Origin of the sequence: Agarivorans sp. QJM3NY_30, from assembly GCF_050870855.2 — a bacterium.
Classification (GTDB): Bacteria; Pseudomonadota; Gammaproteobacteria; order Enterobacterales; family Celerinatantimonadaceae; genus Agarivorans.
This window is the reverse complement of sequence record NZ_CP194038.2, coordinates 3,201,286-3,216,838: the sequence shown is the minus strand read 5'-3', so window position 1 is coordinate 3,216,838 and position 15,553 is coordinate 3,201,286. Positions and strand designations below refer to the sequence as shown.

13 protein-coding genes are annotated in these 15,553 nt (G+C 44.7%); 12 read left to right on the top strand and 1 reads right to left on the bottom strand.

What is annotated here, in order from left to right; genetic code table 11:
* Positions 1-41: 41 nt before the first annotated feature.
* Entirely contained in the window at positions 42-2,819 is a 2,778-nt protein-coding gene (gene barA, locus ACRRSX_RS14570; RefSeq protein WP_432452476.1) for a two-component sensor histidine kinase BarA, read from the bottom strand.
* Positions 2,820-2,913: 94 nt separating this feature from the next.
* Between barA and rlmD the strand changes: the two genes are divergently transcribed.
* From rlmD to ACRRSX_RS14510, 12 genes are all read left to right on the top strand, one after another.
* A complete protein-coding gene (gene rlmD / locus ACRRSX_RS14565) occupies positions 2,914-4,224 on the top strand; it encodes a 23S rRNA (uracil(1939)-C(5))-methyltransferase RlmD (protein WP_432452477.1) in 1,311 nt (436 codons plus the stop codon).
* A 50-nt stretch (positions 4,225-4,274) separates the two neighbouring features.
* The gene (gene relA, locus ACRRSX_RS14560; RefSeq protein ID WP_432452478.1) at positions 4,275-6,494 is read left to right on the top strand and encodes a GTP diphosphokinase; all 2,220 of its coding nucleotides are present in this window, start codon (positions 4,275-4,277) and stop codon (positions 6,492-6,494) included.
* Between the two features lie 154 nt (positions 6,495-6,648).
* Positions 6,649-7,470, top strand: a complete 822-nt coding sequence (mazG, locus tag ACRRSX_RS14555; protein WP_432452479.1) for a nucleoside triphosphate pyrophosphohydrolase — start codon at positions 6,649-6,651, stop codon at positions 7,468-7,470.
* Positions 7,471-7,604: 134 nt separating this feature from the next.
* On the top strand, positions 7,605-9,236 hold the full coding sequence (locus ACRRSX_RS14550; RefSeq protein ID WP_432452480.1) for a CTP synthase: 1,632 nt from the start codon (positions 7,605-7,607) through the stop codon (positions 9,234-9,236).
* Positions 9,237-9,301: 65 nt separating this feature from the next.
* Complete coding sequence (eno, locus tag ACRRSX_RS14545; RefSeq protein ID WP_432452481.1) at positions 9,302-10,600, top strand: phosphopyruvate hydratase; 1,299 nt, start codon at positions 9,302-9,304, stop codon at positions 10,598-10,600.
* 449 nt (positions 10,601-11,049) lie between these two features.
* On the top strand, positions 11,050-11,334 hold the full coding sequence (gene ftsB / locus ACRRSX_RS14540) for a cell division protein FtsB (protein WP_432452482.1): 285 nt from the start codon (positions 11,050-11,052) through the stop codon (positions 11,332-11,334).
* A 26-nt stretch (positions 11,335-11,360) separates the two neighbouring features.
* Positions 11,361-12,068, top strand: a complete 708-nt coding sequence (ispD, locus tag ACRRSX_RS14535; RefSeq protein WP_432456166.1) for a 2-C-methyl-D-erythritol 4-phosphate cytidylyltransferase — start codon at positions 11,361-11,363, stop codon at positions 12,066-12,068.
* Positions 12,065-12,544: a 2-C-methyl-D-erythritol 2,4-cyclodiphosphate synthase gene (ispF, locus tag ACRRSX_RS14530; RefSeq protein ID WP_432452483.1), complete on the top strand. Its 480-nt coding sequence runs from the start codon at positions 12,065-12,067 to the stop codon at positions 12,542-12,544. Before ispD ends, ispF begins: the two co-directional genes overlap by 4 nt.
* The gene (gene truD, locus ACRRSX_RS14525; protein WP_432452484.1) at positions 12,545-13,600 is read left to right on the top strand and encodes a tRNA pseudouridine(13) synthase TruD; all 1,056 of its coding nucleotides are present in this window, start codon (positions 12,545-12,547) and stop codon (positions 13,598-13,600) included.
* Complete coding sequence (gene surE, locus ACRRSX_RS14520; protein WP_432456167.1) at positions 13,578-14,336, top strand: 5'/3'-nucleotidase SurE; 759 nt, start codon at positions 13,578-13,580, stop codon at positions 14,334-14,336. Before truD ends, surE begins: the two co-directional genes overlap by 23 nt.
* On the top strand, positions 14,336-14,977 hold the full coding sequence (locus ACRRSX_RS14515) for a protein-L-isoaspartate(D-aspartate) O-methyltransferase (protein ID WP_432452485.1): 642 nt from the start codon (positions 14,336-14,338) through the stop codon (positions 14,975-14,977). Before surE ends, ACRRSX_RS14515 begins: the two co-directional genes overlap by 1 nt.
* On the top strand, positions 14,974-15,552 hold the full coding sequence (locus tag ACRRSX_RS14510) for a YqaA family protein (RefSeq protein ID WP_432452486.1): 579 nt from the start codon (positions 14,974-14,976) through the stop codon (positions 15,550-15,552). The genes ACRRSX_RS14515 and ACRRSX_RS14510 overlap by 4 nt, the downstream gene beginning before the upstream one ends.
* Position 15,553 lies beyond the last annotated feature (1 nt).

Genomic DNA, 15,553 nt, shown 5'->3' with positions numbered 1-15,553 from the left:
GCATCTTGTAAGTTGCGGCTTTTTATATATTGAATATCGATTTAAGCGAATGCCGCCATCAGTTGTTCGGCAGCTTGTTGGACTTTCTCTATCTCATCATTTAATTCGAGTAATTCAGGTTCCACTTGCTTAACATCATTATGCTGGCGTAAGTTTTCTTCGATAGTCGCACTCAGGTTTTCAAGACGCAAACAACCACTGTAAGCACATCCTCCGCGAAAGCGGTGGATGACCGCAATAAATTCACTGCAACTGATCTGCTGTGCCAAAATTAGCTCGATGTTACTCTGCATTTCGGGAAAGCTTTGCTGCAACATATTCAGCATATCGATGGCTAAAGCTTGATTATTATTCGATCGCTGCATGGCGAGTTTCCAGGAAAGGCTCGCATGTTCGAATTCAACAGTAGAGCTCAGCTGTTTAGAGGATTCCAAGGGTCTATCTGTGATGACTCTGGCGTTGGGTTGCCAACGGTGAATCACTTGCTCTAAAGACGATTCGTCGATTGGCTTTGCCAGATAATCATCAATCCCTTGACGCAGCAATTGGGCCTTTTCTCCATTTAAGGCGTGGGCTGAAACTGCAATAATTGGCGTTTCTTGATTTTTACTCTGTTGACGGATTTTTTGGGTAGCGCTAATTCCATCGAGGATCGGCATCTGAATATCCATTAAGATCAAGTCATAAGCCTGGGTTTCGGTACGGGTAATTGCTTCAAGGCCATTGCTGCAGGTATCCACCTCTGTCACGAGTTCATGCAGCATTGCGGAAATGAGTTTTAAGTTGGCGGCGTTATCGTCTACAGCTAATACTCTTAGTATCAACTTGGCGCGTGATAGCGAAGGCATGGGGGCCAGTATTGGCGGGTGATCGGTATGTTGATCGACTAGGGACTGCGCTAATTTACGGTGGTTCACAGGCTTACTGATACAGTGCTTGGCTCCTGCATCTGTAATGCGTTGATGAATATCGGGGTCGCTGCTATTTATCAATACAATGACTTGGTCGCAGTGCTGTTTAGCTTGCTTGATTTTGCTCAGAAGTGGTTTTAAGTCTTGCCAATCACTATGACCAATCAAGATACTGGCATAGTGTTGTTGCAGGGCTTGCTGCCATTGTGGTTGATCGGTGGCTTTATTGAATGACAGTTGCCATTGTTGACTCAAGCTTTGAATCACTTCTTGGCTCACCGGATGAGGTTCATAAAGCAATACCGATAGCTGCCCCAAAGCCTGCATCGGCAGCGGTGCCCCTAATACCATGTCGGTTAATTCTAGGTGGATATTAAAGGTGAACTCCGAGCCTTGCTCTGGTTCAGAGCTGAGTCGGATATCGCCCCCCATTTGTTGGACTAGTTTTTGAGTAATCACCAGACCTAGACCTGTACCGCCATATTCGCGGTTAATACTAGTATCGGCTTGTTTAAAGGCTTGGAATAATTGTGACTGTTGTTCCTTAGAGATCCCAATACCACTATCTCGAACGCTGGCGTGCAATACCACTTGCTGGCCTTGTTGTTTCGCCAAACCAACACTAACGGTAATTTGTCCTTTATGGGTAAATTTAATGGCATTACCCAGTAAGTTGGTAAATACCTGCTGTAAACGTAATGGGTCACCACGCAGGCCGTCGGGGACGTTAGGCTCGATCAGTAAATTTAGTTCTAACTTTTTGTCTTGGGCGCTTGGCCCTAACAATGTTAAAACTTCGTTTAGCGTATCGTGTAAATTAAACTCGGTACGGTCAAGTTTTAATTTGCCAGCCTCAAGCTTAGAAAAATCAAGGATATCGTTAATGATTGCCAATAGGTTATTCGCTGATTTCTCAATGGTGAGTAGATAATCAGCTTGGTTATGATTTAAAGATGTTTTCAGCAACTGTCGGGCAAAACCGATCACTCCGTTTAACGGGGTTCGTAGCTCATGACTCATATTGGCGAGGAATTCCGATTTGGCTTTAGCGGCTTGTTGCGCTTCTTTCTTCGCGATATCGAGTTCAATATTTTGAATTTCAATTTGTTCTAAGGTTTCTCGTAAATCGCTAGTGGCTTGATCAATACTTTGATGCATCTCCTCGTGGTATTCGGCAAGTGATTTTGCCATCGAATTAATGCCGTGTTTGAGCAAACCTAGTTCACCAGTGTAACTTCCTTCAACCCGCGCATCTAAACGGCCTTGGCGGATCCGGTCAACAATATTCACCATGTTGGTGATGGGCTGGGTGACTTGCTTACTTAATTGGAACGCAAATAAAACACTGATCAATACGCCAAACAGAACGATGAAAAGTGCGACGGTGGTGTCGCGAAACTGTAACAATAATGCTCGGTCTTTATTGTATTGCATCGAGATATAACCGAGTAATTCGGGTTTCCCATCGGCAAAGGCGGCGAAGCTGCCTTCAGCTTCGGCCCAAATTGGGGCCCGGAGGATGATTTTATCCGGATAAATTTCGACTTGGGTAGATTGTGGCAAGGGCAGTTCGGGATCGCTTTGCAACAATCGAATATTACGATGGTAATTACTGGTAACAAATAATTGGTTATGTTTATCGTAAACGGCGATGCTTTTAATTAAAGGCGACATTTTTCGGTGGGTGACGCTGATTAGTGATTTTACTCGCTCTCGATTATAACGACTTAAGCCCACTTCGCTGGCGATAGCTAAGGGCTCAATAACGTTAACTCCCTGTTCAATCACGAAGCTATCTAATTGCTGATTACGATTAAACGTAAAGTAGCTAGCAAGCAAAATTCCCACAATAAGCGTGGGGATAATGGTAAGAATATATACGCGGGCACGTAAGCCATACTTGGTCATAAACGTTTCTTATGGGAAAATGACATGGTTCCAATTGGCTATGATGACATAAGCCCATCTCTTTTTGTATTCACTGGTAAAATAAGTCTCTTCTATGGCGCAATTTTTTAAAGCAAAACCCAAGACCACCTCTCTCAAGAGGATCGATGATTGTCAAGTCGAGCAATTAGATCATCACTTACACGGCATTGTAAGAGCGGGGCGGCAAACTTACTTTGTACCCAATACGTTGCCCGGTGAGCGAGTCAATATTTTTCCGAGCCATAAGTCTGGACCAGCAAAGCTAATCAAACGACTCAAGGACAGCGCACAGCGTATCTCGCCAATTTGTCAGTTTTATCAACAATGCGGTGGTTGTAGTGTCCAACATTTGGACGCGGCCACACAGCGGCAGTATAAACAAAGAGCGGTGGCGCAGTTGATTTCGCGATTGTCGGGCTACCCAGAGATGACTGCGCTGGAACTATTGAGTGGCGATGATTGGCATTATCGCAGAGTAACTCGGCTGAGCACTTGGTATGATAAGTCTCTTGGTTGGCAGCTTGGTTTTAGACAAAAAGGCAGTCAACAATTGGTGGCTATTAGTGATTGTTTGGTATTGAGTAAGAACTTGTCGGTTTTACTCGAGCCTTTACAGGCTTTACTTAAAGGCTGGCCCAAAAATGTCGGCTTGGGTCATGTTGAGTTGATTGATTGCGAACCCAAGGTGGTTTGTCGGGTGCGCTTAACGAAGCCTTTAGCTGCAAAGTGGCAAACTCAATTACAGGCAATCGCTGAGCGTTTTAATTTTGCGATGCTGCTTACCGAAGCCGAGCAGCATACTTGGCTCACTGGCGAGCAAGCTTATTATACTTTGCATGACCAGCAGCTTGATTTAGCCTTTCACCCCGGTGATTTTATTCAGGTGAACGTCACTATCAATCAGCTGATGATTAATAAAGCCTTGGCTTGGCTAAAGCTTAAACCACAAGATGTAGTGCTCGACCTATACTCTGGTATCGGGAATTTTAGTTTGCCTTTGGCGCAACGAGCGAAACAAGTGATTGCTATCGAGGGCGTTCCTGCGATGAGTCAGCGGGTGATGGATAACGCCAAGCGTAATGGCTTAATGAATATCAGTGCCTATTGTGGGGATTTGGAACAGCCCGAGACAGCCAAGTTTTGGCAATCGAGAGCAGTCACCAAAGTACTTCTTGATCCGGCCCGCGCGGGAGCAAAACAGGCCATAACTCAGGTTGCCAAGCTTGGCCTAAGCACCGTAGTATATGTGTCATGTAATCCTGCAACCTTGGCCAGAGATGCCAAGGTGCTAAAAGAAGCTGGCTATAAAATGGTTAAGTTCGCGGTTGTTGATATGTTCCCTCAGACAGAGCATATCGAGACAATGGCTCTGTTTGAACGTTAACTTTAACAAGATAAAAGTGGTCAGCGACCAAAATAAGGAACAGTAGTGTTATGGTCTCGGTGAGAGAAACGCATCTTAATCAACAGTTGTTGTTTGATGAAAATCAATGGGTAGAAAGCCTTGGCATTGCGCTTGAAGACCAGCAGCATTTATTTGGCTCCACTAATTTTTATCGCGCTTTAGATGCCGAAAAAGAGCAGATCCATATCTGTCTGACGAAGGGCAAGGAGATGGTTGAGATCCTTGTAACACTCAACATGGATTTACCGACCTTGGAAGCTGCTTTGTTATTTCCTTTCGTGGATAGCGGCCTATTAAGCAAAGAGCAACTGCCGCAGTATTTTTCTGAAGAAGTGATTAAGTTGCAATTTGATGCTGCCCAAATGGATGCGATGAAGGTATTACATACCGGGCAAAATAAAAATTTATCTTCGACACAAATCGATAACGTGAGACGAATGCTGCTCGCGATGGTAGGCGATGTGCGAGCCATCGTGATTAAATTGGCAGAGCGGATCTGTTTTTTACGCGAAGTTAAAAATGAATCGGAAGAAGTTCGTGTATTGGCCGCAAAAGAAAGCAAAGATATTTACGCTCCGTTAGCAAATCGCTTAGGGATCGGTCAACTCAAATGGGAGCTTGAAGACTTTACCTTCCGTTATCTGCATCCCGATACCTATAAACAAATCGCGAAACAATTGGATGAAAAGCGGATTGCGCGCACACAATATATCGAAGACTTTGTTGCCAAATTACAGCAGGATATCGTAGCTTCCAGTATTAATGCCGAGGTGTATGGTCGACCCAAACACATCTATAGTATTTGGCGAAAGATGCAAAAGAAAGATTTGTCTTTCGACAAATTGTTTGATGTACGGGCGATTCGTATCGTGGCTGAGAAGCTACAAGATTGTTATGCCATCTTAGGCATCGTACATACTTCTTGGCATCATATTCCTAGCGAATTTGATGATTATGTGGCCAACCCTAAACCGAATGGTTATCAATCTATCCATACGGTGGTCATTGGTCCAGAAGGTAAATCTATCGAAGTACAGATCCGTACTCGGCAGATGCATGAAGATTCTGAACTCGGGGTTGCGGCGCATTGGAAATATAAAGAAGGCGGAACTGGTGGGCGCAGCGACTTCGAAGATAAGATTGCCTGGTTACGTAAGTTACTGGCTTGGCAGGATGATATCGCTGAAAATGGTGCGATGCTCGAAGAGTTACGTTCACAAGTATTTGATGACCGCGTTTATGTCTTTACCCCTAGTGGTGAAGTGATTGATTTGCCCGCTGGCTCAACACCGCTTGATTTTGCCTATTACGTGCATAGCCAAGTCGGTCATCGTTGTATTGGCGCTAAGATTGGTGGGCGGATTGTGCCTTTTACCTATCAATTACATACAGGTGAACAAGTTGAGATTATTACCCAAAAGGAATCGAGCCCTAGCCGTGATTGGCTCAATCCTAATCTAGGCTTTGTAAAGTCTTCTCGGGCGCGTAATAAAATTGCCACTTGGTTTAAGAAGCAAGATAAAGATAAAAACCTCTTGGCGGGTAAAGATTTACTTGAGGCAGAGCTCAATCGCTACGGTTTTAAAATGAGTGATATCGACCATTGTCTTGAGCGTTTCAATGTGAAAACTGTAGAAGATTTATTAGCCGCTATTGGTGCAGGTGATGTGCGACTGAATCAATTGATTCATTATTTGCAAGCGACGCTATATAAGCCTTCTGCGGAAGAACTCGATCGTCAAGCGCTGGAAACTATCACGAAGAAAGCCGAGCACCATGGACAGAAGAAGAAGCGGGCAAAAGACTCCATCGTGGTGGATGGCGTTGGCAATCTTATGACTCATATTGCTCGTTGCTGTCAACCGATACCCGGTGACTCAATTAAAGGCTTTATTACCCAGGGGCGTGGAATTTCAATTCATAATGTTGATTGTGAACAACTTGCTGAATTGCATAGTCGCACACCAGAACGTGTGATTGACGCGGTATGGGGCGAAAATTACTCGGGAGGTTATAACCTTACAATTCGCATTGTGGCGAACGATCGTAGTGGGTTGCTGCGGGATATTACCACCGTGTTGGCGAATGATAAGGTGAATGTTATGGGGATGCAGAGTCACTCTGACGTCAAGAGTCAGACGGCAACCATCGATATGGAAATTGAAATTTATAATCTCGATACTCTGTCTCGGGTATTGTCCAAAATAAATCAACTTAATCATATTATTGAAGCGCGGCGTTTACGCTAATCATCGAGGGCTATTTTCGCATCGTAGGATGTTGAAAATAGCCTCATTAACCAGAACTTTATGTAAGTGCTAGAGTGATGAATCGCCAGCGTTATCTGAAGCTATCGAAAATTTAAAATGAAAGGCTAATAATCCTTAGGAAATTTTGAACTCTATGCTGCAACGTCCTTATCGTATTGATACCTTACTCGCCATTATGGCGAAATTACGTGACCCCGAGTGTGGTTGTCCTTGGGATCTTAAACAAGATTGGCAATCTATCTTGCCACATACTGTAGAAGAGACTTACGAGGTGGTAGAAGCAATTCACCAAGCGCTGGATTCTGGTGATTTTGCTGAAGTAAAGTTAGAGCTTGGTGATTTACTGTTTCAGGTGGTGTACTACGCTCAGTTTGCTCAAGAGCAAGGAGACTTTGACTTTGCAGCAGTGGTTGATGGGATCTGTGAAAAATTGATCCGCCGTCATCCACATGTTTTTAATCAGCAACAAAAAATCCAATTGGATGATGCCCAGCTAAAAGTTAACTGGGAAGCCGAGAAAGTGCGAGAGCGGGCAAATAAGTCTCATCATCACGCACCAAGCGTGTTAGATGATGTGCCGCAAGCATTGCCAGCTTTGAGCCGAGCACAAAAGTTACAAAAACGCTGTGCTCATGTGGGGTTTGACTGGCCCAGCGTCGCTCCGGTGATCGACAAGGTTAAAGAAGAATTGGCGGAGGTCGAACAGGCTATCGACGAAAAACAGCGGCAGGATGTTGCCGAAGAAATTGGCGATTTGTTGTTTTCTTGCGTAAATTTGGCACGGGTTTGCGATTTTGATGCTGAAGCGCTGTTACGCCAAGCGAATCATAAATTTAGTCGAAGATTTCGTGGTGTAGAGGCTTTGGCAAGAAACCAAGGGCGGCAACTTGACAGCATGAGCCTGCAAGAGATGGATGCCTTGTGGGATAAAGTGAAAGAAAATTACAAAAATTGATTTACAACAAATACACTAAAACTTAGTCTTGATAGAGTGACATCGATTGTGGTGTTAAAGAGGCTTTGCTATACTATGCCCCCGTCCAAGTATCGCAGATACGCCCTTAACACATCCAACTTCTCAGGTTCGACATGACAACAAAATACATTTTCGTCACCGGAGGCGTAGTGTCCTCTTTGGGTAAAGGTATTGCCGCTGCATCGCTGGCTGCCATTTTAGAAGCTCGTGGTCTTAAAGTGACCATTATGAAGCTTGACCCATACATCAATGTAGATCCCGGTACTATGAGTCCGATCCAGCACGGCGAAGTATTTGTGACTGAAGACGGTGCCGAAACCGATCTAGATTTAGGTCATTATGAGCGCTTTATTCGTACCAAGATGACTAAGCGTAATAATTTCACGACGGGACGCGTCTATGAAGACGTGCTGCGTAAAGAGCGTCGTGGCGACTATCTAGGTGCTACCATCCAAGTCATTCCACATATTACCAATGCGATTAAAGAACGGATTGTCGCGGGCGGTGAAGGTGTTGATGTTGCTATTGTGGAAATTGGTGGAACGGTGGGCGATATTGAGTCACAACCGTTTTTAGAAGCAATTCGTCAGTTAGGCACTGAAATTGGTCGTGAACGCGCGATGTATATGCATTTGACCTTAGTGCCTTATTTGGGGGCGGCTGGTGAAGTAAAAACGAAGCCGACTCAACACTCAGTGAAAGAACTCCGTTCTATCGGTATTCAACCCGATATTTTGATTTGCCGGAGTGACCGAGCGATTCCAGCTAATGAACGCGCCAAAATCGCTTTGTTCACTAATGTACCCGATCGCGCAGTTATCTCGCTGAAAGATGTCGACAGTATTTACAAAATTCCCGCTTTGCTGAAGTCTCAGGGCTTAGATGCATTGGTCACCAATCGCTTTGGTATTGAATGTCCTGAAGCCGACTTAAGTGAATGGGAACAAGTCATTTACGAAGAAGCGAATCCAACGAATGAGATTGTGATTGGCATGATTGGCAAATATGTTGAATTACCTGATGCCTATAAGTCGGTGAATGAGGCCTTGAAACATGCCGGCCTTAAGAATCGCTTGAGTGTGAAGATTCAATATGTCGACTCTCAAGATCTAGAAGTAAAAGGACCTGAGGTCCTTAAAGACTTGGATGCTATTTTAGTGCCTGGTGGCTTTGGTGAGCGTGGTGTAGAAGGTAAGATTTTAGCTGCGCAATATGCTCGTGAAAACAACGTACCTTACCTTGGTATTTGTTTGGGGATGCAAGTCGCTTTAATTGAATACGCGCGGAATGTGGTTGGCTTGACAGATGCCCATTCTACCGAGTTTAATGCGGAATCATCGGCACCCGTGGTTGGGCTTATTACCGAGTGGATCGACGAAGATGGCAAACGAGAAACGCGGAATATTGATTCAGATTTAGGTGGCACAATGCGCCTTGGCTCTCAGCTTTGCCATTTAACTAAGGGCTCTAAAGTTGCAGAGTTGTACGGTAGTTTAGAAATTTATGAACGTCATCGCCATCGTTATGAGGTGAATAATACTTTGTTGCCAAAGATCACCAAAAAAGGTCTAAAAGTGACCGGCTTGTCGGCAGACAAGAAACTAGTGGAAATCATCGAAAACCCTGCTCATCCTTGGTTTGTTGCTTCACAGTTTCACCCTGAATTTACATCTACCCCGCGTGATGGACACCCATTATTTGCCGGGTTTGTGAAAGCCGCTGGCGAATTTAATAAAGCTCGCTAGTATCTACTAGCGAGTAGAGATTTTTAGAAAGTTTGTAGTTTATTAACTTATAGAGGAAATTAGTAATGTCTAATATCGTAAAAGTACTTGGTCGCGAAATCATGGATTCACGCGGTAACCCTACTGTAGAAGCTGAAGTTCATCTAGCTGATGGTTCTTTCGGTATGGCTGCTGCGCCTTCTGGTGCTTCAACTGGTTCTCGTGAAGCCCTAGAATTGCGTGATGGCGATAAAGCTCGTTACTTAGGCAAAGGTGTATTAAAAGCTGTTGCTGCTGTAAACGGCCCAATTGCTGAAGCATTAGTTGGTAAAGATGCTTTGGCTCAAGCTGAGCTTGACCAAATCATGATCGATCTTGATGGTACCGAAAACAAAGCTAAGTTTGGCGCAAACGCTATTCTAGCGGTTTCTTTAGCGGCTGCTAAAGCTGCAGCAGCTTCTAAAAAAGTACCACTATACGCTCACATCGCTGACTTAAATGGTACTCCTGGTGTTTACTCTATGCCTCTTCCAATGATGAACATCATCAATGGTGGTGAGCATGCAGATAACAGCGTAGACATCCAAGAATTTATGATTCAACCCGTTGGTGCTGCAAACTTCCGTGAAGGCCTACGTATGGGCGCTGAAGTATTCCATAGCCTTGCTAAAGTACTTAAAGCTGATGGTCACTCAACTGCAGTTGGTGATGAAGGTGGTTTTGCGCCTAACTTGGCTTCAAACGAAGCGGCACTTGCAGCAATTAAAGTTGCGGTTGCAAATGCAGGTTACGAACTAGGTAAAGACATCACTCTAGCGATGGATTGTGCTGCATCTGAGTTCTACGACAAAGAAGCTAATATCTACGACCTTAAAGGCGAAGGTAAAAAATTCACTTCTGAAGAGTTCAACTTCTTCCTTAAAGATTTGACTGAACAGTACCCAATCGTATCGATTGAAGACGGTCTTGACGAGTCTGATTGGGATGGTTTTGCACACCAAACTAAACTTTTGGGCGACAAAATCCAATTGGTTGGTGACGATTTGTTCGTAACTAACACTAAGATCCTTAAGCGTGGTATCGACAATGGTATTGCTAACTCTATCCTGATTAAATTCAACCAAATCGGTTCTTTAAGCGAAACTTTGGCTGCTATTAAAATGGCGAAAGATGCTGGTTTCACTGCCGTTATCTCTCACCGTTCAGGCGAAACTGAAGATGCAACTATCGCTGATCTAGCGGTTGGTACTGCTGCTGGCCAAATCAAAACAGGTTCATTGAGCCGTTCTGATCGGGTTGCTAAATACAACCAATTGCTACGAATCGAAGAAGCACTAGGTTCAAAAGCACCTTACAATGGTCTTAAAGAAGTTAAAGGTCAGTAATATTAAGGCTTAACTCGGTTAAGCTTAATATGCTACTTTGATTATAAAATCCTCGCTTAGGCGGGGATTTTTTTAATGAATGTTGATGGCGAGGCTAAAGTGGAAGAGCGGCGAGCCGTTCTGAGCGTGTTGCTACTCTTTGTTAACTACGGGCAAGCAATTGCTACGAATCGAAGAAGCACTAGGTTCAAAAGCGCCTTACAATGGTCTTAAAGAAGTTAAAGGTCAGTAATATTAAGGCTTAACTTCGGTTAAGCTTAATATGCTACTTTGATTATAAAATCCTCGCTTAGGCGGGGATTTTTTTATATGAATGTTGACTCGAACCTCCATGGATCCCTAGTCGCAATTACGACTAGGGATTTTTTTGCCATTGAATTGGCTAAATCAACGCACTAAGAGTGGAGTAACAATCGGCTTTATGGGATTATCTAGCTCACGGAGGAATCATGCGTTCGTTTAAAATTCTGCTCATACTGCTCGTTATGTTATTACAGTACCAACTATGGTTTGGGAAAAATTCGCTTAACGATTATTTCGGCTTGCGAGAACAAGTTTCGAAACAGCTACTCGCTAATCAGGAGTTGAGCCAACGTAACGTTGTATTGCAGGCGGAGATTGCGGATTTGCGTAATGGTTTAGATGCCGTTGAGGAACACGCTCGAAACGAACTCGGTCTGATAAAACAAGGTGAAACCTTTTATCGAATCATTCCTTCCCCCGAACGGAACTAATCGCAGCCATTGAGTAGTTACTATTGATGAACTTTATATCGAAGCAATATATTGCATTGCTTCCTGCCGCGGGAATTGGTTCGCGAATGCAGGCGGATATTCCCAAGCAATACTTAAAGATTGGTCAGCAAACAATCTTAGAAACCACACTTGGTGTTTTCCTTTCTCACCCCGATATTGCGCGGGTGGTCGTGGTGTTGCACCCCGAGGACCAATGGTTTAAGCACTTAGCTATAGCCGCTTCTGATAAGGTTTTAACGGTGTTTGGTGGAGAAGAAAGAGCCGATTCGGTATTGGCTGGGCTGGGGGCTATCGATGAGAATGCTTGGGTTTTGGTACACGATGCCGCTCGGCCATGTATTACTCATCAAGATATTAGCAAGTTAATTCGCCATGTAGAGTTACACGCCGATGGCGCTATTTTAGCCACTCCAGTACGCGATACCATGAAACGCGCCGCTTCAGGTAAAGTTGAGCATACCGTTTCCAGGGAGCAGCTTTGGCATGCATTAACGCCACAAATGTTTCAAGTCGCGCCATTAAAACAATGTCTCTCTCAAGCCTTAAAAGCTGGGGTTCAGATTACTGATGAAGCTTCGGCCATGGAATGGGCGGGTCAGTCGGTGAGCATTGTGGTTGGTCGAAGCGATAATATAAAAGTGACTTGCCCTGAAGATTTAGCGTTAGCCGAGTGGTATGTCAGTCAACAACTTAATAAAGAGGAAACCGCGTGAGCATCCGCATTGGGCACGGCTTTGATGTACATAAATTTGGTGGACCAGGACCATTGATGGTTGCAGGTGTTGCCATTCCTTATCCACAGGGTTTTGTCGCCCACTCTGATGGTGATGTTGCTTTGCATGCTCTCTGCGACGCATTACTGGGTGCTTTAGCCTTAGGTGATATTGGCCATCATTTCCCCGATAATGACCCCGCTTATGCAGGGATTGACTCGCGTATTTTACTGCGTCAAGTGATGGCGGAGGTGAGCCAGCGCGCTTATAAACTCGGTAATCTTGACCTAACAATTGTTGCACAAGCGCCTAAGATGGCGCCTCACATTGAAATGATGCGTCAAAACATTGCCGAGGATCTAAATGTGGATATTGACCGCGTGAATGTAAAAGCCACCACTACTGAAAAGCTCGGTTTTGAAGGGCGAAAAGAAGGGATTTCTAGTCATGCAGTTGTGTTATTGGAGGCTTGTTAAGTGAGCAATTATTCACAAGTTATCTCTGAGTTTAATTTTCTGCATGGCCAACCTACTGGCACTGGTTTGTTAAAGCAACAAGCCGTCGATTTTCGGGTTGATGAGGTGCTGCCGTTTGAATTTAGCGGTGATGGCGAGCACATGTTGGTTCAAATCGAAAAAACAGGAGAGAACACCGCTTGGGTTGCCAAGATGCTCGCGGAAGCTTGCCAAGTAAGCCCTAAAGACGTGAGCTACGCGGGTTTAAAGGACCGTCATGCGGTTACCCGTCAATGGTTTAGTATCCAATTGCCTGGAAAATCCAATATTGAGTTGGCCGAAGATTTGGGCTCGGGCGTGAAAGTTATCGCGATTGCTCGTCATAATCGTAAGCTGAAACGGGGGGCTTTGTCGGGGAATAACTTTGTGATCCGTCTGCGTGATGTTTCCGACATCGAGCAAGCTATGGCCCGGGCTAAGTTAGTCTCAAAGATGGGCGTTCCAAATTATTTTGGCTCACAGCGCTTCGGCCGGGGAGCAGGGAATATTGATAATGCTTTGGCGATGTTTACAGGCAAACGGATTAAAAACCGTGAAAAACGCAGTATGTATTTATCAGCGGCGCGCAGTTTAGTGTTTAATCATGCGATTAGCCAACGCATTGAGCAGCAGTTATTTAATCAAATACTCGATGGCGATGTGATGAAGTTTGCTACGAGCAATGCTTATTTTGTGGCTGAGCAAGCAGAGTCAAGCATCGTAGAGCGTTTTCAGCAAGGGGAAATAGAGTTATCGGCGCCCATGGTTGGCAAAGGGGAGCTGGTATCTTTAGATAAGGCTTTGGCATTTGAAAGTGCGGTGCTTGCCGCCTACCCAGACATTGTGGCGGGTTTGGCTGAAGCTGGCTTGAAAATGGAACGTCGCGCTATAGCATTACGGCCTAAAGAATTTAATTATCATGCTGAAGGTAACGATTTAGTTCTGAGCTTTTTTTTAACGGCGGGGAATTACGCTACAAGTATTCTTCGAGAAATTGTTAATTGCGAGGGCGATGATAATGACCATATTAGTGAGTAATGATGATGGTGTATATGCTCCAGGGATCCACTGTTTAGCAGAGGCCTTACAAAGTATCGCTCCAGTGATGATGGTTGCCCCAGATCGAAATTGCAGTGGTGCTAGTAACTCATTGACCTTAGAAAATCCTTTACGGATCGTTGAGCTGGAAAATAATATTATTTCGGTAAAAGGAACGCCGACCGATTGTGTGCACTTCGCGATCAATGAGCTGGTTGATGAGTTGCCTGAGCTCGTGGTATCAGGGATAAATGAAGGTGCAAATCTGGGCGATGATGTATTGTATTCGGGGACTGTCGCGGCAGCCATGGAAGGTCGCAATTTAGGTTTGCCTGCCATTGCGGTCTCATTGGTTGGTAGCGAAGGAAAGCACTATGAGAGCGCTGCAGCAATCAGCTTGAAATTGGTCAAACAACTCCGTCAACAGAGTTTACCCAGTAATCAAATTTTAAATGTTAATGTTCCTGATTTGCCTTTAAGTCAAATAAAGGGCATAAAAGTAACTCGTTTAGGAAGTCGTCACCGTGCAGAAATGATGGTTAAACAACAAGATCCGCGAGGGCACGATATATATTGGTTAGGTCCTCCGGGAGCCATGCAGGATGCTGGTGAGGGAACCGACTTTGCCGCCATTGCGGCAGGCTATGTATCGATAACCCCACTTACCATCGACATGACGGCACACGCATATTTGGACTCACTCGATATGTGGATCAAGGATTGGGAGGCACTGTAATGCAATTTGGCGAAAGCCCTCATAGTTTGAAGTTAGTGAATCAACTGCGCCAACACGGCATTAGTAATCGCGAGGTACTTAGCGCCATCGCCAAACTCCCTCGTCAGTATTTTATCGATGAAGCTTTAGCTCATCAAGCTTGGGACAATACCGCTTTACCAATTGGTCAAGGGCAAACTTTATCTCAGCCTTACATCGTGGCGAAAATGACCGAGTTGTTGCTAGAAGCAAAGCCGAAAAAAGTATTGGAAATCGGGACCGGCTCGGGCTATCAAACCGCGGTATTAGCGGCTCTGGTTGAGCAAGTTTATTCGGTAGAACGGATCAAAACTTTACAGTTTCAAGCTAAGCGTCGTCTCAAACTACTCGATTTACATAATGTAGCGACAAAGCATGGTGATGGCTGGCTGGGGTGGGCAAGTAAGGGGCCTTTTGATGCGATTCTGGTGACGGCCGCAGCAACCGAGGTGCCACAAGCACTGGTGGAGCAGTTAAATGTTGGTGGGCGGATGATTATTCCAGTTGGCGCGCAACAGCAACAGCAAACTTTATTGTTGATCGAAAAACAGGTACAGGGTTACAGCGAGCGCTGTTTAGAGCCAGTACGTTTTGTCCCTCTTGTGAATGGTGAATTAGCGTGAAGATATTTAGTCATTTATATGACCGAGTGATGTTGTGGTCAGAGCATAAACATGCAGTTCGCTATCTTTGTAGCATGAGCTTTATCGAATCAGTTTTCTGGCCAATCCCGGTGGATGTGATGTTAGCACCGATGGCATTGTCGCAACCATACAGGGCTTGGCGCTTTGCCTTATTGGCCACTATCTTTTCAGTACTCGGAGCCGCTTTGGGTTACGGCTTAGGGCAGTTTTTCTATGAACCACTGGTCGCTCCGTTGGTGAAGTCAGTCGGTTACCAAGATAAAATGGAGGTTGCTTTTCGTTGGTTTGAGCATTGGGGAGTATTGGTGGTGTTTGTCGCTAGTTTTACGCCAATCCCCTATAAAGTATTTACTTTAACAGCTGGTATATTGAATATGGCTTTCGTTCCATTCTTACTTATTTCATTCATTGGCCGTGGGATGCGCTTCTATTTGGTGGCCGGGCTGATGAAGTGGGGCGGCAAGAGAATGGAAGAACAACTGCGGAAATACGTTGAATTATTGGGTTGGTTGGTTATTGTGTTAGCAGTGGTTGCCTATTTACTATTACGTTAAT